Genomic DNA, 17,735 nt, shown 5'->3' on the forward strand with positions numbered 1-17,735 from the left:
TCCCCAGGGTGCGCCCCCCGACCTCTATGACGGTGCTCTCCCCGTCGAGCATCTGGATCCCGCCGTCCTCGAGCGTCCGCCACAGCTCCTCGACACGCTCCGACTCGTAGTCGTGGTTGCCGAGGACGGCGACGACGGGGACCCCGACCCCGTCCAGCTCTCGGCAGAGGGCCGCCGCCTCGTCGGGGTGGCCGACCCTCGTCAGATCGCCCCCGATCAGCAGCGCGTCGGCCACCTCCGGCAGACGTTCGAGGTGGGGACGCAGCGTCCCGACCGCGTCGGTGCCGAAATGGATATCCGCGACCGCGGCTATGCGGATCAAGTCAATCGCTCCGGCTCCGGGTTCTCCTCCAGGGTCGACACCTTCGTCTCGTTGCACACCGGCATGCCACCGGACGCCTGCTCGGCTATCTGGCCGATGCGCACGTGACGCTCCGCGGTGGCGACGGTCCCGCTCAGGAACACCTTCCCGGCTCGGATGCTGACGGTCACGTCCAGCTCGGCGAGCACCGGGTCGTGGGCGAGCGCCTCCCGGACACGCTCGATCACGTAGTCGTCCGGCTCCGGCGTCATGTCGCCTCCTGCGGGTACGCGACCGCGAACAGCTCCCTGATCACCCGCTCCGGGATGGCGATGTCGTTCGACGTCGCGTACAGGAGCAGGGCCAGGACCCGCCGCGTCGCGTGACGGGCACGACGGACGAGGTACTCCCAGTCGAGGTCCTCACGGATGAGCAGCCCGATCGCATCGTGCCAGTGGCGCGGACGCTCCTCGTCGTGGACGGCCGCCTTGATCACGATCAGGTCCTCGGGCGGGACCACCTGGGCCTCGACGCCCAGGATGTCGCGGCGCTGGGCGCGTTCGATCATCTCGTCGTCCATGTACAGGTCGCCGCGCGACTTGAAGATGATGTCGATCACGACGCGGTCCTTGATCGCCTTGTACAGCCACATCGGGTTCGTCTTCTGCGTCTGGTACCCGGCCGCCTCGAAGAGCTCCAGGGTGCGGTCGGCATCGTCGGGCTTCACGAGGAAGTCGATGTCGTGGGTCCAGCGCGGGCGGCCCATGCAGGAAGAGGCTAGGCCGCCCATCAGGACGTAGTCGATGCCGGAGTCCTCGAGCAGGTCGACCGCGGCCGCGAACAGCCGTAGGAACTCCTCGTCGCTGACGTCCGCCTTGTCGAACGGTGTCGGCGTGTTCGGAACCAGGGTCTCAGCTTGGTCGGACAATCGAAACCTCCCGTCCGCCGGGTGCCCGTGCATCTACCCGGCCGGACGCGGGTTCTAACCGCCCACGACCTCCAGGACCTGGCTCCCCCAGCGCGACAGCTTCGTGGGCCCGATCCCCGATATCCGCCCCAGCTCCCCGAGCGTCCCGGGCTGGACGTCGCAGATGGCCCGCAGGGTCGCGTCGTGGAAGATGACGTACGCGGGCACGCCCTCCTGCTCGGCCACCTCCTTGCGCCACGCGCGCAGCCTCGAGAAGAGGTCGGGGTCGGAGACGTGGCTGTCGAGCCGAGGCTTCACCTGGGCCCCCCGGGGGAGGTCGGGCATCAGCTCCTCGATGAAGCGCGACCTGCGCGCGCGCTTGCCCTCCCGGGTCGCGCACCACGACAGCCGCAGGTGTCGGCGCGCCCGGGTGATCCCGACGTAGAGGAGCCGGCGCTCCTCGTCGACGTCGGCGTCTGCCTTGGCCAGCGCGAACGGCATCTCCCGCTCCTCGAGACGCGGCAGGAAGACCGCTTCCCACTCGAGCCCCTTCGCCCGGTGGTAGGTGGACAGCGTCACCCCGCGGGCGCCCCGGTCGGATGCGAAGCGGGCCCTGACGTCGCGGACGAACTCGGCGACCGGCCGGTCGGGCGCCTCGTCGGACAGGTGGACGAGCCGGGTGAGGTCGGCCTGGCGGGCGATCTCCTCGGCTCCCTCCGGCTCGGTATCCGGCTCCCATCCGACCGCCGTCACCGCCTCCCGGACCGCCGCTGCGGCCGGGGTGGCCGGGTCGAGGCGCCCGAGGCGCGTCAGGACCGTCCGGGGGCCGGGACGCTCGAGGAACGAACCGTCGCGCACCTGGAAGGCGATCCGCGCCTTCGCGAACGCCTCCTCGTACTCCTCCGATCGCGCGTTGATCCGGTACAGGACCGCCATCTGCTCGAGCGGGACCCCCTCGGCGTGCAGGCGCCGCACGTCCGAGACGATCGCCCATGCCTCGGCCCGCTCGTCCGGGTGCTCGCCGATCACCGCGACCGGACCGTCGTCCGCCTGCGAGCGCAGCTCCTTGCGGATCCCACCCATCCGGGGGACGAGCCGGTTCGCCAGCTCGAGGACCTGCGGCGTGGACCTGTAGTTCGTCGTCAGGGCGACCACGGTCGCGTGGGGGTAGCGCTCCTTGAACCCGATCAGCCTCTCGGGCGAGGCTCCCGTGAACCCGTAGATCGACTGATGGTCGTCTCCCACCACGCAGACCTCGTCGCGTCCGCCGAGCCAGGCGTCCAGCAGGGTGGCCTGCAGGAGGTTCACGTCCTGGAACTCGTCCACCGTTATCGCCCGGTAGCGGTCCCGGATGCGCTCGGCGGCATCGGGCCGCTCGTCGAACAGGGCGATCGCCATCTCGAGGAGATCCTCGAAGTCGATCATCCCCGCGCGCCGCTTCGCCGCCTCGTAGTTCACGTAGACGCGGTGCATCAGGTCGCGCGGGATGGGGGGCTCGTGGCCGCCCAGCCCCGTCAGGTAACGCTGGGGCGACAGGCGGCGGTTCTTCGCCCACTCGATCTCGCCCGCGATGTCCTTCGTGGCCCGGAAGCGGTACTGGCCGGGCAGCTTGCGCACGAGCGGTCCGACGAGGCGCGCCTTGGACGGCAGCAGCTTCGGGGCCTCGGTGAAGTGCGCCACCTGGGCGAGGGCCTCCGCGTGGAAGGTCCGCGCCCGGACGGCCGGGACACCCAACCCGGACAGCCTCTCGCGCAGCTCGTTGGCCGCCCGGTCGGTGAAGGTGACCGCGAGCAGCCGGTCGGCCGGGAAGGCGTCCGTGGCGATCTGGTAGGCGATGCGCCTCGTGATCGTCGTGGTCTTGCCGGTGCCGGCTCCCGCCACGATGCAGACCGGACCGCGGACCGCCGTGGCCGCGGCGCGCTGCTGCGCGTTCAGGCCCTCCAGGATGCGCTCGGACATACCCCAAAGGATGGCGGCGGGGGCCGACACGGACCGGAGACCGCCGCGTCCCGGCAGGCGCTCGCGCAGGACCCCGCACGCCCGATAACGTCGGATGCGGTGGACGGGTCACTGCAGCCTTCGCCCGAGGAGTTCGGCGCCGTTATGGAGCAACTCACGGCGTTCGCCGAGCAGGTGCTCTCGTCGGGGCCGCCGGCGAGTGACTTCTCCGGGATCCACGAGCTCTTGGCCGAGCTCGACGAGGCGGAGCCCGCCCGGGGGGAGCTCCCCGAGCTGCTCGACCTGCTCACCCGGGCGTCCGCGAAGGGGATGAACCACCTCCATCCGGGGTTCCTCGCCTACATCCCGGTCGCCGGGGCGCCCGTCAACGCCGTGGCGGACTTCGTCGCCGCGCTCCTCAACCGGTACGTGGGGGTGCAGTGGGCGTCGCCGACGATGGCGCAGCTGGAGTGGAACGTCGTGAGGTGGCTCGCGGCGATGTTCGGGTACCCGGAGGAGGCCCGCGGTGTCCTGACCTCGGGCGGCAGCTTCGCCAACTTCACCGCGCTCGTGACCGCTCGGCACGCCCGCCTGGGTGCCGGCCACCTGCAGGGAGCGATCTACCAGACCGATCAGGCGCACATGTCCGTCGAGCGGGCGGCGCGTCTCGCCGGGGTCGACCCCGCCCTGGTCCGGTTCGTGGCGACCGACGACGGGCTGAGGATGGACGTGGACGCGCTCGAAGAAGCGATCGAGGCGGACGTGTCGCGCGGCATCGAACCCTTCCTGGTCGTGTTGAGCGCGGGCACGACCAACTCGGGCGCGGTCGACCCGATCGTGGACGCCGCGCGGGTGGCCCGGGCCTCAGGCGCGTGGGTGCATGTCGACGCCGCCTACGGCGGCGCGTTCGTGCTCACCGAGCACGGACGGGAGGTCATGCGCGGCATCGACGAGGCCGACTCGATCACCTTCGACCCGCACAAGGGGCTGTTCTCGTCCATGGGGCTGGGGTGCGTCCTGGTGCGTGACGGGGAGGCGATGCGGCGGGCGCACATGGGGGAGCACGCCTACCTGCAGCCGGCCGGGCAGCCGGGGCTGCCGCCCAACCTCAGCGACTACTCGATGGAGCTGACCCGGCCCTTCCGGGGCCTGCGTCTGTGGCTCGCGTTGAAGCTGTACGGCTGGGAGCCCTTCCGGCAGGCACTCGAGCTCAACCGGCAGCTGGCGGTCGACCTCCACCGCGCCCTCGTCGCCGACGATCGCTACGAGGCGCCGTGGGCGCCGCAGCTGTCGACGGTCGTCTTCCGCGACGCGGGCGGCGACGAGGCGACCGAGCGGCTGCTGGAGGGCGTGAACGCGGACGGACGCGTGCTGCTGTCCTCCACGCGGATGCGGGACAGGCTCTGGCTCAGGGCGTGCTTCCTTAGCCACCGCACGGACCGGGCGACCCTCGAAGATCTGCTGGACGCGCTCGGGATGTCCGGAGCGCAGCCGCCGGGCGCGGGTTAGCCCCCCAGCGCCCCGGCGAAGTCCTCGAGCAGGTCTTCCACGTCCTCGATCCCGACGCTGATCCTCAACAGCCCGTCAGTCACACCGATGGCCTCCCGCTCCGATCGCCCGAGCTGGGTATGGGTGACGGTGGCCGGGTGAATCACGAGCGTGTGGACGCCGCCCAGGCTGGCCGCCATTCGCGCCACGCGCACCGTCTCGCAGAAGCGTCGGCCGGCCTCGAGCCCGCCGGCCAGCTCGACCGCCATCATCCCCGACGCTCCCCGGGGGAGCAGCCGCCGGGCCAGGTCGTGGTCCGGGTGGGTCGGGAGCCCGGGGTACCAGACGCGGGCGACCGACGGGTGCGACTCGAGCATCTCGGCCAGGCGCAGCGCCGAGGCGCAGATCCGGCCGAGCCGGATGGCGAGCGTCGCGATCCCGCGCATCGTGAGCCAGGCGTCGAAGGGGCTCGGTGTCCCCCCGAGATCGATCGAGACCTCTCGGACCTCCCGCATCAACCCGGCCGTCCCGCAGGCCAGCCCGCCGACGAGGTCGTGGTGTCCGCCCAGGTACTTCGTGGAGGACTCGATCACGACGTCCGCCCCCAGCTCCGCGGGCCGGCACAGGTAGGGGCTCGCGAAGGTGTTGTCCACGACGAGCCGGACCGAACGCCGCCGGCACTCGTCCGCTAGGGCCGGGAGGTCGGCCAGGGAGCAGCGGGGGTTGCCGATCGTCTCGACGTAGCAGACGGTGGTGTCGTCCCGCATCGCCGCGAGCAGGTCGTCCGTTCGGTGCGACGCGGCCAGCGAGACCTCGACCCCCCAGCGCGGGAGGAGCTTGCTGGCCGTGGCGAACGTCCCCCCGTAAAGGTCGGAGGAGAAGACCACGTGGTCGCCCGCCCTCGCCAGCGTGGCCAGGGTCGTGGTGATCGCCGCCATCCCCGAGGAGAAGGAGACGGCGGCCTCCGCGCCTTCGAGCCCAGCCACCGTGCGTTCGAGCGCGGCGCGTGTCGGGTTCTGCCAGCGGGAGTAGACGTAGCTCTCCCCCTTCCCCGAGGAGATCAGCTCGGCCAGCTCGGCCGCGTCGGGGAAGGCGAAGGTGGCGGTCTGGTGGATCGGTACCGAGAGGGGGGCCCCGCCCGGACGCGGGTCCTCGGGATCGGGGAGCGAACGGGTCGTGAACCCGGTCACGCGGCCGCTCCGAGGAAGGGGAGGACGACCGCGAGCGTGCCTTCCGGGTCCTCCATCGGGAAGAAGTGCCCTCCCTCGACGGTGGCCCCCGCGACGCAGGGGTTGCGACGCGTGGCGGGTTCGGTGTCCCTCCACAGGGCGGTGGGGTGCGTCCCGCCGACCACCAGCGTGGGGCACCGGAGCTCGGCGAGGCCCTCCCAGGCCAGCTGGCGCTGGCTGGTCTCGTAGATCTGCGCCTCCACCTCGGGTGGGCAGCAGAGCTCGTAACAGCCGTCCGCGCGTTCGGACGTACCGTGCTGCACGTAGGCGCGGAGGAACTCCGGCCGCCATGTCTGCAGCGGCGACCCGGCGCGCAGCCGCTCGGACATCTGCTCGCGCGACTCCCATACGGCGCGGCGCCCGCGGGCGGTCTCCGCCATCGGGTTGGGACGGTGGGCGGCCGCCTCCCGCCACTCGGGAGGCGGCGTCACCGGGTCGAGCAGGACGAGGCGCGAGAAGGTGGAGGGCCGCGAGACCTGGGCCAGCACCAGCGCGGCCGCCCCCGCCGAGTGGCCGACCCCGGCCGGCTCGCTCAGACCCAGGTGATCCACCGCGGCCAGGACGTCCCGGCCGAACGCCTCCCACTCGTAGCCGGCTGGAGGTTTGTCCGACCCGCCGTGTCCCCGTTGGTCGATGGCCACGACCCGGAACCGGTCCTGCAAGCGGGGGACGTACGGGTCCCACACGTTGGCGTGGAAGCCGGTCGCGTGGACGAGGACGAGGTCGGGTCCGTCACCGCCGTGGTCGATGCAGCGGATGGACACGCCGTCCGCGTCGGCGAAGGAGACCCGGACCACCTACCGGATCTCGGCGACGCCGTCCTTGATGACGGCACCGTCCGGACCCGTCGTCTCGAAGGCGTACACGCCCTCGGAGTCGGTCCGCCAGAACGTCGTGGTCAGGGTCTGCCCCGGCAGGACGGGCTTGGAGAACCGGCCGGCGAACCTGGTGAGCCGGGCCGGGTCGCCTTCCGCGAGGTTCTCCACGGCCGCCCAGCACGCGTGGGCGAGCGTGTTCATCCCGTGGTTGATGATCCCCGGCAACCCGACGGAACGGGCGAACTCGGGGTCGAGGTGGATCGGGTTGTGGTCCCCCGATGCCTCCGCGTAGCGGTGGGTGATGTCCTCGTCGATGTGCTGCTCGACCGAGGCGACCGGCTCCCCGTCGCGGTTCGTCGAGATGGGAGGCGCCGGCTCGCCGGTCTGAGGCTCCCCTGTGTGGCCGCGGATGTAGATCGTGGCGTAGAACTCGCCGACCTTGCCGCCGTCCGCGTCCTTGTACTCGACGTGTCCGGTCGCGGTCGTTCCGCGCTCGCCGCCGGAGATCCCGGAGATGCGACCTCGCGTGGTCAGCACGTCGCCCGCGCGGATGGGCCGCTCGAACCGCATGTCCTGGATGAGGTGAACGAGCATCATGAGCAGGTCCGGCGAGACCGCCTCGCCCATCCCTCCCGCCATGGCGTTCCACCCGGCCACGATCGGGAACAGGGGAGGGGCTATCGAGTCGTCGCCCTTGCGGTAGGCGGGGTTGGGGTCGTTCACGGCGTCCGCGTACGACTGGATGGCGTCGGCCGTCACCTCGTAGGTGGATTCCGGGTACCACCGGCCGACCACGTCATGGTTGATGGGCACGGGTCCTCCTCAGTCGCCGACCACGATCGAAGCCTTCTCTATGAACACGCGCTGGGGAGGTTGGGCGTCGACGCCCTCGGGCTGGAGCGCCGCTATGCGCTCCACGACGTCCATCCCCTCGACGACCTCCCCGACCAGCGCGTACTCGGCCGGAAGCCCGGTGTCGGCCGATGCGATGAAGAACTGGGAGCCGGATGTCCCGGCGGGATCCGGGCCGGCCTTGGCCATGGCGACGATCCCTCGGTCGTAGGAGAGACCGCGAGGGGGAGCCTCGACGATCTGGTACCCGGGGCCGCCGCCTCCCGTGCCTTCCGGGTCGCCTCCCTGTATGACGAACCCGTTCACCACCCGGTGGAACTCGAGCCCGTCGTAGAAGCCGTTGCGGGTCAGGAAGACGACCGAGTTCACGGTCTTCGGCGCCCGTGACACGGCGAGCTCGACGTCGATCCTCCCGCAGGAGGTCTCGAGCCTCCAGACGTAGGTCTTGGAGCGGTCGAGCTTCTGGTCGGCGGGCGGGTCCTCCCAGGTCTGCTTCTCCGCCCCGGCGGCGTCGGGCAGCGACCCGTCGCAGGCGATCGGCCTGGGCGAGGGAGCCGGGGTGGGCCCCCCGGTGGCGGCCGGAGAGGGGGAGGCGGCCGGGTCGTCGGTGCCGCGCAGGGCGAGGGCGGCGAGCGCGAGACCGCCGAGGATGAGGAACGCGGTGACGCCGGCCAGGGTGTACATGCGGCGCTTGCGCTGGCGCTCCATCATCTCGCGCATCGCCTCACGGCGCGCGGCCGCGGCTTCCTTCTTGCGGGCGCGTTTGGGGGAGCGTCCGTCTGGCATGGGTCCTTGTCTACCACCCCGCCCGCCCGGGAGCCATTCGGGCATCCGGTAGCATCACGCCCTCATGACGATCGTGCTCGGGATCAGGCACGGCGAGGTCCACAACCCGGAGGGCGTGATCTACGCCGGGCTGGACGGGTACGGCCTATCGGAGCTGGGTCGGGAGCAGGCGCGCCTGGCCGCCGAACCGTTGCGCGGTCTCGACGTCGAGGCGCTCTACTGCTCGCCGCTCGACCGGGCCGTGCAGACGGCGCAGGCGATCGCGGAGGCGTGCGGGACCGAGATCCGGACGGACGACCGCCTCTACGAGTGGCGCTACTGGACGCGGTGGGCGGGGAAGACCTGGGAGGACCTCCGGGACACCGACGCCGAGGCGTTCGAGGCCTACATCACCGACCCCGGCTCCCTCGTGGGAGCCGAGAGCTTCACGCAGCTGCGGACGCGCGTCACCGGGTGGCTGCGGGAGGCGCAGGAGCGTCACCCGGACGGCATCGTCGTGGCGGTGACGCACCTCGAGCCGCTGCGCGCGGCGCTCGTCGACCTCCTGGACATCCCCACCTCCGCGACCTCGTCGATCCGGATCGGGACGGGACAGGCGGTGAGGCTCGCGCCGGACCCGCACCCCGAGCCCGCGCCGCTGGACGAGCTCGTGGCTCTAGGACGCGGCTAGCTCCTCGACGACCCGCTGCGCGACGTGCGCCGCACCGCGTTCCCCCATCGCGAGCGTGTAGTGGTTCACGTCCTCCACCATCTCGTCGCGCAGGTGCGGGATCGCGGCCCGCATATCCGCTACCAGCTCGTCGGGGATCGTCGGCTGCGGCTGGTTCAAGAGTCCCCTGGGAGCCCGGACGAGCAGTACCGGGCAGGCGATGTCCGCCAGGCATGTCTTCAGCTCGGTGTTCGAGTACAGGTCGCGTCCGTCCGCCCGGATCGCCTCGGGGGAGACCTTCGAGCGGAGCGCGTCGTGCGGACCCTCCACGTCGTGGTCGAGGTAGTGCTCGACGTAGGGGCTCCAGTCCTCACCCAGCGCCGGGTGCTGGCGCCAGAAGTCGTGGTACGCCTCGCGCGAGGGGAAGGTCTGCGACAGACGCTGGATCGACGGTCCGAGCGTGGCTTCGAGCACCATGTCCACGTCCGTCCCCTCCGGCAGCGTGAACGGCGTCCCGCCGTCGACGAGGACCAGCGCCCGCGTTCGGTCGGGATGGCGAGCGGCGAAGAGCGTCCCGACGAAACCTCCCATCGAGACGGCGAGGAGCAGCGCCCGCTCCACGGCGAGGTGGTCCAGCGCCGCCACGCAGTCCTGCACGTGCTGGGACATGCCCCACGGTCCGGGGAGGCCGGCGCTCCCGCCGCGGCCGCGGAGGTCGGGGGCGATGACGCGGACGCCGTCCGGGAGCCGGTCCACCACGGGCGGGAACTGCGCGTGTGAGGCGGTGATCCCGTGCAGGGCGAGCACGACGTCGGGGCCGGCCCCCCACTGAGCCACGGTCAGGTCCCCACCCCGGACCGGCACCCGCACCACGTCGGCCGCGATCATGCGTCCACCGTCGCGATCTCGAGCTGCTCGGCCTTCGCTCGCAGCACCTTCTTGTCGAACTTGCCCACGGACGTCTTCGGCACCTCGTCGATGAAGGTCCAACGCTCCGGGAGCCACCAGCGGGCGACCCGGGGAGCCAGGAAGTCGCGCAGCTCGGCCGGCGTGACGCTGGCCCCCTCGCGCACGACGACGCAGGCGAGCGGACGCTCCGTCCACCGGTCGTCGGGCACCGCGACCACGGCCGCCTCGACCACGTCCGGGTGGGCCATGAGGTGTCCCTCGAGCTCCACCGACGAGATCCATTCGCCGCCCGACTTGATGACGTCCTTCGAGCGGTCGGTGATCTGGACGTACCCCTTCGGGTCGACGTACCCCACGTCCCCCGTGCGCAGCCAGCCGTCGTGGAACTTCTCGGGGGCCGGGTCGCCGTTGTAGGACGAGGTGACCCATGGACCGCGCACCTCGATCTCGCCCACCGTCTGACCGTCCCACGGGAGGACCTCCCCGTCCGGACCCGTGATCCGGAGCTCGACACCCGCCATCGCCCGGCCGGTGCGGGCGCGCCAGTCGAACTCGGTCCCGGGCTCGGCGGTCTTGGGCGGGAAGGCGAGCGCGGCTATCGGGCTCGTCTCGGTCATCCCCCAGCCCTGGATGATGCGGACGCCGTAGCGCTCCTCGAACCTCTCCATCAGCGCGCGAGGGACGGCCGCCCCGCCGCACATGATCATCCGCAGCGAGGACAGGTCTATGTCGTCGCGGCCCTCGCCGTGGCGGAGCAGGTCGTTCCAGATGGTCGGGACGGCCGCAGCCATGGTCGGACGCTCCCGCGTGATCATCGCCGCCATGTGTTCGGCCTGCATGAACCGGTTCGGGAAGAGCAGGTCGGCGCCGGCCGCCCAGCCCGCGTACGGGAGCCCCCACGCGTTGGCGTGGAACATCGGGACGATCGGGAGCACCCGGTCGGTCTCGGTGATCGCCAGGGCCCCGGCGGCCATCACGCCGAGGGAGTGCAGGAAGGTGGACCGGTGGCTGTAGACGACGCCCTTGGGGTTGCCGGTCGTGCCGCTCGTGTAGCACATGGCGGCCGCCTGCCCCTCCTCCAGGTCGGGCCAGTCGAAGGCGGGGGAGGCGGCTGACAGGACGTCCTCGTAGCGCAGCGTCTCCCGTCCCACCGCGGGCACGTCGCCCTCGCCAACCACGATCAGCCGCTCCACGCAGTCGATGCGGTCGGCGATCGGCTCGAGCAGGGGGCCGCAGGACCCGTCGACGATGATCACCTTGTCCTGCGCGTGCTCGACGATGTACGCGAGCTGCTCGGGGAACAGGCGGATGTTGAGCGTGTGCAGGACGGCTCCCATGCAGGGGACCGCCAGGTACGCCTCGAGGTGCTCCTGGTGGTTCCACGAGAAGGTGGCCACCCGGTCGTCCTGACCCACACCCAGCGCGGTGAGCGCGTTCGCGAGCCGCCCGGCGCGCTCGGCCGCCTCCGCGAACGTCGCTTCGCGGGTGCCGTCGCCGGTCCACGTCCGCACGACGCTGTCGCCGAAGTAGGAGGCGCCGTGGCGGAACAGGTGGGTGATGGTGAGCGGGAAGTCCGGCATCGTGCTGCGCATCGTTCTCCTCCCCTGGCCCCGGTGAACGTCCGTTCACGGATGCTAGGACCGAGGGGGTGTGCGGTCAATGTGGGCTAGCCTGGCCAGATGAGGCGCGCGACGCTCGCTCATGCAGGGGCCGGCGCTGCGGCCCTCATCGTGGGAGTGGGCCTCACCGTGTGGTTCGCCCAGGGCGCCGCGTCGCTCGCGGACCTCAAGGTGGGGGAGCTTGCCGTCGCCGTGGCTATGACCTCGATCGGATGGCTCCTCGCTCATCGCCTGCCGCGCAACGCGATCGGTTGGCTGCTGCTGGCGGCCGGCATCGGCGCCTCCTACATGTACTTCGGGAACCAGACGGACCCCCGGCGCATACCCATCTGGTTCTCCTGGGTCGCCTCGTGGACGTGGATGTTGGGTCCCACCGTCCTGGCTGTCTTCGTGCTGCTCCTGTTCCCCAACGGGAGCCCGCTCTCCCCTAGGTGGAGAGTCGTCGGCTGGCTTGGGGGCATCAGCATCTTCCTAATGGCCGCCACCTCCGCACTGATGCCGTTCGAACAGTCGGGGATGGGAACCGATGTCGAGAACCCCATCGCGCTGCATGGGGCGGCTGATCTCCTGGAGGCGATCTTCATCCCCGCCGCCGCGGTGTTCCTCGCATCGGTCGTGGCGGCAGCTGTCTCGCTCGTCGTCCGGTACCGGCGGTCGGGCGACGATCAGCGACACCAGATCAAGTGGGTCGTCTACGGGGCCACCGTGTCGGTGCTCCTGTACCTCACCGGTGGTGTCACGACGCAGCTCCCGTTCGTGACGTACGACCTCCTCTTCTTCGCGTCCCTGCTGTTGTTCCTCGGATGCGTCGCCCTGTCCATCCTGCGGTACCGCTTGTACTCGATCGACCGGATCGTGAGCAGGACGATCTCCTACACCATCGTGTCGGCCACCCTGGCGGCTTGCTACGCAGCCGTCGTGTTCGGTCCGACGCTCCTGATCGGTCGCGGCCGAAACATCCCGCAGGCCTCGATCGCGATCGCGACCCTCTCGGCGGCGGCGGCCGCCCGGCCTGTGCAGCGACGGGTGCAGCGGGCGGTGGACCGACGCTTCGATAGGTCGCGATACGACGCTCAGCGCACGGTGGAGTCGTTCCTGACGAGGATGAGAACCGTCACCGACCTCGATGACCTCCAGGGCGAGCTGACCAGCGTTGTCGTCGGCGCTGTGCGGCCGACGCACATCGCACTCTGGCTCCCGGATGCGCCCCCGGTCAGCTCAACGAGGGCACGAGCAGACTGATCACTAGGACCAGGATCCCGGCTCCCACGACGGCGGACACGATCGCCATCGCGCACCCAGGCCGCGCCCCCCGGCGGATCTGGAGCCGCTCGAACACGAAGCCCCCGATGACGGCGCCGGCCATCCCGAGCGCCATCTGCTCGAGCATGCCGAGGTCGTCTCCGCGCAGGAAGAGCCAGTCGGCGATCCCGCCGGCCACGATGCCGACGAGCGCGTAGTAGAGGAACCTCACGGCTCCCTCCGCAGCAGCACCCGGGCGGGCGACCCGTCGCCGCCCGGGATCGGAAGCGGGAGGGCGATGACCTCCCACGGGCCCGGCTCGACCTCGGCGAGGTCGACCCCCTCGACGATCACGACTCCCGCCCCGAGCAGGACCTTGTGGGTCGGGTGCTCCTTCGACCCGAACGGCTCGATCGAGAGGTAGTCGATCCCGACGAGGCGGATCCCCCGATCGACGATCCAGCGGGCGGCCGACTCGTCGTAGGCGACGAAGTCCTCCCGGAAGGAGGTGTCCGACGACCAGCCGGAGTTGCGGGTCCGGGCGAGGAGCCGCTCGCACCCTTCGGGCACGGAGGCCGCATCGAGATGGTCGGCGGAGATCGCGCCCTCGACGCCCCTGAGATCGGCCACGAAACCCGGGCCGACGAGCGCGTCCACGGGGAGGGCGTCGATGCCCGAGCCGCCGACGAGGAAGTGGATCGGTGCGTCCATGTGGGTGCCGGTGTGGGCGCCCACCACCACCTCCGAGACGGTGGACGAGTCGCCCGAGGCGACGTCCTTCCGCACCTCGCGGCGCAGCCCGCGCTCGCCCGGCCAGGTCGGCAGGTCAGGTCGCAAGGGGACGGTCACGTCGACGATCATGGCCGCGACATCCTATCGGGGCCGCGGTACCGTCTGACCATGTCGCGGCGCCTCCTGGTGTGCTCCGCCCTGCTGTGGACACTGCTCCCTATCGGCGCGGCCGGTGCCCACCCGGCCGGGCTCCCGCCGCTCGCGGAGATCAGCCACGCCCAGACGTCCGTGCGCACCTCCCTCTCGGTGGCCATGGATGACACGATCCTTCTGTTCACCACGGCCGGTGCCCCGGAGCGCGACCCCACCGGTCCGGACCCGGACGCCCTGGCGACCCAGCCCGAGGCCGCCGCGTACATCACGTCCCGGTACGTGCTCGCGGTGCCGGAGGGGAAATGCACGGCCCAGGTGGTGGGGGGCCGTCCGATCCGGGGGACGGGGTTCCGGTTCCTGATCGATCACGAGTGCCCGGCTCCCGTGCGGGACACGCTGACGGTCCGCAGCTCGCTCCTGCGCGACCTGTCCCCCGCGTACCGGCTCGCGATATCGGTGAAGGTCGGCGGCGACCGCGTCCGCTACACGATCGAGGAGGGCGAGGACGCGCTGACGATGGACCTCACGAAGCGTCCGACGCCAGGCAAGACGGTGCAGGAGGGCCCGGACCGCACGGAGCAGGGAAGGCTGTTCCTCTTCAACTACCTCGACTCGGGACGGGGAGCCTGGGCGGCCGTCGTCGCCCTCGGGACGGCGTTCCTGCTCGGCGTGGCCGCGCTCGCCGCGGGTCAGTCCATCTCCGGACATCGTGTCGAGAACTGGCTCCACGCGATCTCGGCCGCGCTCGTCCTGGGGGTGGGGCTCTTCATGCTGAAGCGGCGCATAGGCCTGCTACGCGCCGGCGCCGACGAGCACCACCACCACCACCACGCCCCGCCGGTGGCCACGGGAGCCGACCACCTCCCCGCCGAGCAGCGCGCGCTGAGCGGGAAGGGGCTCGTGGCGGTCGCGGCGGCCGGCGGCATCCTGCCGTGTCCGGAGGCGTTCGGCCTCCTCTTCGCCTCGCTGACCGTGGGCCGGGTCGCCGCCGGACTCCTGATCCTGGTCGCATTCTCGGTCGGGCTGGGCGCCGTCCTGTTCGCGGTCACGCTGTCGCTGATCATGTCGAAGCGGGCGGTCGCTCCCTCCCTGGAGCGCTCCCGGGTGGTGAGGTACCTGCCTGTCCTGTCCGCCGTCATCGTCACGGCCTTCGGCGTCGTCCTCGCCGTGAGCGCGGCGCGCTCCTTCTAGCGCTTGACAGGACGAGGCGGGGCGGGGTAAATGAACGTTCGTTCACGACCGCCGGGGAGGGCGAGATGAACCGAACGGTCCGCCTGTGGGCTTCGACCCTTGCGCTCCTGCTCCTTACCTCCGCGTGCAGCGGTGGGGCGATGAGCCGGCTGCGGGCACTGAACGAGAGACCGGACGCGGCGGCCAACGAGGCTCCCGAGCTCGAGGAGCTGACCGACCAGGCCCCGGTCGAGGGCGCGCCGACCCCCGAACAGGCCCCCGAGTCCGGTGCGCCCGGCGCGCCCGGCCGCACCACGGGCACGGTCGTCGGAGGGACGAGGGTCACCCGAGGCGGTACGACCGTGACGACGCCGCCGGGGGGAGGTCCTCCCGTCGCCGACCTGTTCAACGCGAGCGAGGACCGCATCGGGCTCACGGACAACTCGATTACCCTGTGCGGACACGCCGCCACCACGTTCGGCCCGGCCTTCAACACGGCGCCCGAGGACCTGAACGTCTACTGGCAGCAGCTCAACGACGCGGGCGGGGTTCACGGGAGGCGGGTCACGGTGTCCTGGGAGAACGACAACTACGACCCCACCACCGCCACGCAGGCCGCCGAGGCCTGCCGCGCGAAGAACCCTTTCATCCTGCTCGGCGGGATCGGGTTCGACCAGATCCCCGCCGTGCGCAACCTCGTCGAGCAGCGGCGGATGCTCTACATCCACCACATCGCGCGCGAGGACCTCTCGAAGAAGTACTCGTTCAGCTACCTGGCTACGGTCGACAACATCGGGACCCTCGCCGCGCAGTTCATCCACCGCAAGTACCCCGGGAAGAGGGTCGGCGTCTTCTACCGCAACAGCGAGAACTGGGACCCGGGCTACAAGAACTTCGTCTCGACGACGCAGCGCCTCAGCGGGAAGACCCCCTTCGGCGTACCCGTCGAGCGCAACCAGGGCCAGTACACGCAGGGCATCCAGCAGATGCGCAACAACGCAGACATCGTGTTCGTGTGGGAGAACGCGCTGGCCGGGACGCAGATCATCCAACAGGCGCAGGGACAGGGGTGGCGCCCCAACTGGTTGGTCTTCCCGTTCAACACGACCACGGACACGCTCGGCCGTGACACGACGAACCCGCCGCTGGACGGGATCGCGACCTGGCCGGCGTACTCGGTGGGGGACCGGACCGGTCCGTTCGCCTCGTACGCCGACGAGATCGAACGGTTCGAGTCGGCCTACCGCCGGTATCGCAACGTCCCCCTCACGGACATCCACTGGATGACGTGGCTGTCCTGGAAGCAGATCCACGCGCTGCTCGACAAGTGCGGCCGCGACTGCACGCGCAACAAGATCGCCGGTCTCATCCTCACCGGGCAGGAGACCGCCGTGCACCCGACCTGCGCGGTCGACTTCAAGCGCAACGGTCACGTGGGCGGGTTCTCGGCCACGATCTTCGAGGCCTACAACAAGCCGGGGAACGCGGCCGGGTGGCGCCACCAGGGCGACCTCGTCTGCCGCGAGAGCTTCCTGTAGACCGCCCATGGGCGAGACGCTCGTCATAGGCATCGTGAACGGCGCCGTCTACGGCCTCATCGCGCTCGGCATCGTCCTCGTCTACAAGGGGAGCCGCGTGCTCAACTTCGGCCAGGGCGAACTCGGCACCTTCGGCCTCTTCGTCACCTGGTGGCTCGTGGTGAAGCAGGGCATGCCCTGGGGGGTCGGGGCCCTCGCAGGCGTCGCCGCGGCGGTGGCCGTCGCCCTCGCCTTCGAGCGGCTCGTGGTCAGGCGCATGGGTGACGCCCCGCGGCTCTCGGTGGCGGTCGCCACCGTCGGGCTGTTCCTGTTCCTGCTCGCGGCCGAGGCCGTCGTCTGGCGGGAGCCTCAGGTCGTCCTGCGCCCCCCGTTCAGCGGACTCGGTCCCAAGATCCTGGGCTACTTCGTCTCCCCGACCCAGATCCTCGCGCTCGTCGCCGTCGCCGGCATCGGGCTCGCCCTCGCCGCCTTCCTGCGGGCGACCGACTTCGGGCTCGGGGTCCTGGCCGCCGCTCAGGACCCGACCATGGTGCGGCTGGTCGGCGTGCCGCTCTCCCGGGTCTCTGCGTTCACATGGGGCCTGGCCGGAGCGCTCGGTGCGATGGCGGCGATCCTGATCGGACCCATCTTCGGGGCCTTCGCCCCCGGCTTCATGACCCGGATCTTCATCTGGGGCCTCGCGGCCGCCTTGCTGGGAGGGCTGACCAGCCTCCCCGGGGCGTTCGTCGGGGGGATCGCGGTGGGGATCTTCGACTCCGCCGTGCAGCGCGTCTTCCTCACCGGCAGCGTGCCCGGCGTCCCGTCGATAGCGCTCCTCCTCGTGATCCTGGCGGTACTGCTGTTCAGGCCCTCCGGTCTTCTCGGCAAGGTGGCCACGCGATGAAGGCGCTGTTCTCCGGCCCCCGGTGGCGGCTCGCGCTCGTGCTGGCGGTCGCGGGCGCGGTCGTGCCGCCGGTCCTGGCCCGCATGGGGCTGATGGGCGACCTGTTCGCGCTCAACGTCGGCATCGGGGTCTGCTTCGCGGCCGCCGCCCTGTCGCTCAACCTCCTCATGGGTTACGCCGGGCAGATCTCGCTCGGGCACGCGGCGCTGCTCGGGGTCGGCGCGTTCACCTCGGGGATCCTCACCGCACGCGGACCCGAGCTCGCATTCATGTGGGGCTTCCTGGCCGGAGCCCTGGTGGGCGCGATCTTCGCGTTCCTGCTCGGCCTCCCGGCGCTGCGGCTGCGCGGGCTCTACCTCGCCGTCGTCACCATCGCGTTCGCGTTCATGGTCGAGGAGTCGCTGTTCAAGTGGAGGCCGATCACCGGCGGGTCGGCGGGTCTCGAGATCCCCCGGCCGCTCGCCGGCGACTTCTACTTCTCGCGCAACCCCGACTACCTCGCTCTGATCCTGGTCCTATTC

The 17,735-nt window shown here is 71.0% G+C and carries 19 protein-coding genes; 7 read left to right on the forward strand and 12 right to left on the reverse strand.

Annotated elements, in window-relative coordinates; translation table 11 throughout:
- From VM840_08360 to VM840_08375, 4 genes are all read right to left on the reverse strand, one after another.
- Nucleotides 1-322: metallophosphoesterase (locus tag VM840_08360; GenBank protein HVL81588.1), on the reverse strand; the 322-nt coding region annotated here is incomplete at its 3' end.
- Nucleotides 319-573 (reverse strand): BON domain-containing protein, encoded by a 255-nt coding sequence (locus VM840_08365; protein HVL81589.1) that lies wholly within the window; start codon nt 571-573, stop codon nt 319-321. The genes VM840_08365 and VM840_08360, both read right to left, overlap by 4 nt.
- Nucleotides 570-1,229: a nucleotidyltransferase gene (locus VM840_08370; protein ID HVL81590.1), complete on the reverse strand. Its 660-nt coding sequence runs from the start codon at nt 1,227-1,229 to the stop codon at nt 570-572. The genes VM840_08365 and VM840_08370 overlap by 4 nt, the downstream gene beginning before the upstream one ends.
- Nucleotides 1,230-1,283: 54 nt before the next feature.
- The gene (locus VM840_08375) at nt 1,284-3,167 is read right to left on the reverse strand and encodes a UvrD-helicase domain-containing protein (protein HVL81591.1); all 1,884 of its coding nucleotides are present in this window, start codon (nt 3,165-3,167) and stop codon (nt 1,284-1,286) included.
- A 99-nt stretch (nt 3,168-3,266) separates the two neighbouring features.
- Here VM840_08375 and VM840_08380 point away from each other — a divergent pair, with 99 nt between their 5' ends.
- Nucleotides 3,267-4,655 carry an aminotransferase class V-fold PLP-dependent enzyme gene (locus tag VM840_08380; GenBank protein HVL81592.1) on the forward strand — a complete coding sequence of 463 codons (1,389 nt, stop codon included), beginning with the start codon at nt 3,267-3,269 and terminating at the stop codon, nt 4,653-4,655.
- Here VM840_08380 and VM840_08385 read toward each other — a convergent pair.
- The 4 genes from VM840_08385 to VM840_08400 are packed head-to-tail and all read right to left on the reverse strand — an operon-like array spanning nt 4,652 to nt 8,319.
- Complete coding sequence (locus VM840_08385) at nt 4,652-5,824, reverse strand: aminotransferase class I/II-fold pyridoxal phosphate-dependent enzyme (protein HVL81593.1); 1,173 nt, start codon at nt 5,822-5,824, stop codon at nt 4,652-4,654. The genes VM840_08380 and VM840_08385 overlap by 4 nt on opposite strands.
- The gene (locus VM840_08390) at nt 5,821-6,660 is read right to left on the reverse strand and encodes an alpha/beta hydrolase (protein HVL81594.1); all 840 of its coding nucleotides are present in this window, start codon (nt 6,658-6,660) and stop codon (nt 5,821-5,823) included. The genes VM840_08385 and VM840_08390 overlap by 4 nt, the downstream gene beginning before the upstream one ends.
- On the reverse strand, nt 6,661-7,494 hold the full coding sequence (locus VM840_08395) for a MaoC/PaaZ C-terminal domain-containing protein (protein ID HVL81595.1): 834 nt from the start codon (nt 7,492-7,494) through the stop codon (nt 6,661-6,663).
- Between the two features lie 9 nt (nt 7,495-7,503).
- On the reverse strand, nt 7,504-8,319 hold the full coding sequence (locus tag VM840_08400) for a peptidylprolyl isomerase (GenBank protein ID HVL81596.1): 816 nt from the start codon (nt 8,317-8,319) through the stop codon (nt 7,504-7,506).
- Between the two features lie 64 nt (nt 8,320-8,383).
- Between VM840_08400 and VM840_08405 the strand changes: the two genes are divergently transcribed.
- On the forward strand, nt 8,384-8,989 hold the full coding sequence (locus VM840_08405) for a histidine phosphatase family protein (GenBank protein ID HVL81597.1): 606 nt from the start codon (nt 8,384-8,386) through the stop codon (nt 8,987-8,989).
- On the opposite strand, the gene VM840_08410 is transcribed toward VM840_08405, so the two are convergent.
- Together VM840_08410 and VM840_08415 are read right to left on the reverse strand one after the other, a co-directional pair.
- Nucleotides 8,975-9,856 carry an alpha/beta hydrolase gene (locus VM840_08410; protein HVL81598.1) on the reverse strand — a complete coding sequence of 294 codons (882 nt, stop codon included), beginning with the start codon at nt 9,854-9,856 and terminating at the stop codon, nt 8,975-8,977. The two genes, VM840_08405 and VM840_08410, sit on opposite strands and share 15 nt — an antisense overlap.
- Nucleotides 9,853-11,469, reverse strand: a complete 1,617-nt coding sequence (locus VM840_08415; GenBank protein ID HVL81599.1) for a long-chain fatty acid--CoA ligase — start codon at nt 11,467-11,469, stop codon at nt 9,853-9,855. The genes VM840_08410 and VM840_08415 overlap by 4 nt, the downstream gene beginning before the upstream one ends.
- Before the next feature lie 87 nt (nt 11,470-11,556).
- Between VM840_08415 and VM840_08420 the strand changes: the two genes are divergently transcribed.
- Nucleotides 11,557-12,738 carry a hypothetical protein gene (locus VM840_08420; GenBank protein ID HVL81600.1) on the forward strand — a complete coding sequence of 394 codons (1,182 nt, stop codon included), beginning with the start codon at nt 11,557-11,559 and terminating at the stop codon, nt 12,736-12,738.
- Here the strand turns inward: VM840_08420 and VM840_08425 are convergent.
- The gene (locus VM840_08425) at nt 12,710-12,970 is read right to left on the reverse strand and encodes a GlsB/YeaQ/YmgE family stress response membrane protein (protein HVL81601.1); all 261 of its coding nucleotides are present in this window, start codon (nt 12,968-12,970) and stop codon (nt 12,710-12,712) included. The genes VM840_08420 and VM840_08425 overlap by 29 nt on opposite strands.
- The gene (locus VM840_08430; GenBank protein ID HVL81602.1) at nt 12,967-13,599 is read right to left on the reverse strand and encodes a cyclase family protein; all 633 of its coding nucleotides are present in this window, start codon (nt 13,597-13,599) and stop codon (nt 12,967-12,969) included. Before VM840_08430 ends, VM840_08425 begins: the two co-directional genes overlap by 4 nt.
- A 39-nt stretch (nt 13,600-13,638) precedes the next feature.
- Between VM840_08430 and VM840_08435 the strand changes: the two genes are divergently transcribed.
- The 4 genes from VM840_08435 to VM840_08450 form a co-directional block, all read left to right on the forward strand.
- The gene (locus VM840_08435; GenBank protein HVL81603.1) at nt 13,639-14,814 is read left to right on the forward strand and encodes a sulfite exporter TauE/SafE family protein; all 1,176 of its coding nucleotides are present in this window, start codon (nt 13,639-13,641) and stop codon (nt 14,812-14,814) included.
- Nucleotides 14,815-14,879: 65 nt separating this feature from the next.
- Complete coding sequence (locus VM840_08440; protein HVL81604.1) at nt 14,880-16,331, forward strand: ABC transporter substrate-binding protein; 1,452 nt, start codon at nt 14,880-14,882, stop codon at nt 16,329-16,331.
- Between the two features lie 7 nt (nt 16,332-16,338).
- The gene (locus tag VM840_08445) at nt 16,339-17,214 is read left to right on the forward strand and encodes a branched-chain amino acid ABC transporter permease (protein HVL81605.1); all 876 of its coding nucleotides are present in this window, start codon (nt 16,339-16,341) and stop codon (nt 17,212-17,214) included.
- Nucleotides 17,211-17,735: branched-chain amino acid ABC transporter permease (locus VM840_08450; protein HVL81606.1), on the forward strand; the 525-nt coding region annotated here is incomplete at its 3' end. The genes VM840_08445 and VM840_08450, both read left to right, overlap by 4 nt.

The organism is Actinomycetota bacterium, from assembly GCA_035540895.1.
In the GTDB taxonomy this organism is placed as follows: domain Bacteria; phylum Actinomycetota; class JAICYB01; order JAICYB01; family JAICYB01; genus DATLFR01.

Bases quoted from the DNA above. Each gene is read 5' to 3' on its own strand.
- VM840_08365 (HVL81589.1), bottom strand. From the start codon at position 573: ATGACGCCGGAGCCGGACGACTACGTGATCGAGCGTGTCCGGGAGGCG.
- VM840_08375 (HVL81591.1), bottom strand. From the start codon at position 3,167: ATGTCCGAGCGCATCCTGGAGGGCCTGAACGCGCAGCAGCGCGCCGCG.
- VM840_08400 (HVL81596.1), bottom strand. From the start codon at position 8,319: ATGCCAGACGGACGCTCCCCCAAACGCGCCCGCAAGAAGGAAGCCGCG.
- VM840_08405 (HVL81597.1), top strand. From the start codon at position 8,384: ATGACGATCGTGCTCGGGATCAGGCACGGCGAGGTCCACAACCCGGAG.
- VM840_08410 (HVL81598.1), bottom strand. From the start codon at position 9,856: ATGATCGCGGCCGACGTGGTGCGGGTGCCGGTCCGGGGTGGGGACCTG.
- VM840_08415 (HVL81599.1), bottom strand. From the start codon at position 11,469: ATGCGCAGCACGATGCCGGACTTCCCGCTCACCATCACCCACCTGTTC.
- VM840_08420 (HVL81600.1), top strand. From the start codon at position 11,557: ATGAGGCGCGCGACGCTCGCTCATGCAGGGGCCGGCGCTGCGGCCCTC.
- VM840_08430 (HVL81602.1), bottom strand. From the start codon at position 13,599: ATGATCGTCGACGTGACCGTCCCCTTGCGACCTGACCTGCCGACCTGG.
- VM840_08435 (HVL81603.1), top strand. From the start codon at position 13,639: ATGTCGCGGCGCCTCCTGGTGTGCTCCGCCCTGCTGTGGACACTGCTC.
- VM840_08440 (HVL81604.1), top strand. From the start codon at position 14,880: ATGAACCGAACGGTCCGCCTGTGGGCTTCGACCCTTGCGCTCCTGCTC.
- VM840_08445 (HVL81605.1), top strand. From the start codon at position 16,339: ATGGGCGAGACGCTCGTCATAGGCATCGTGAACGGCGCCGTCTACGGC.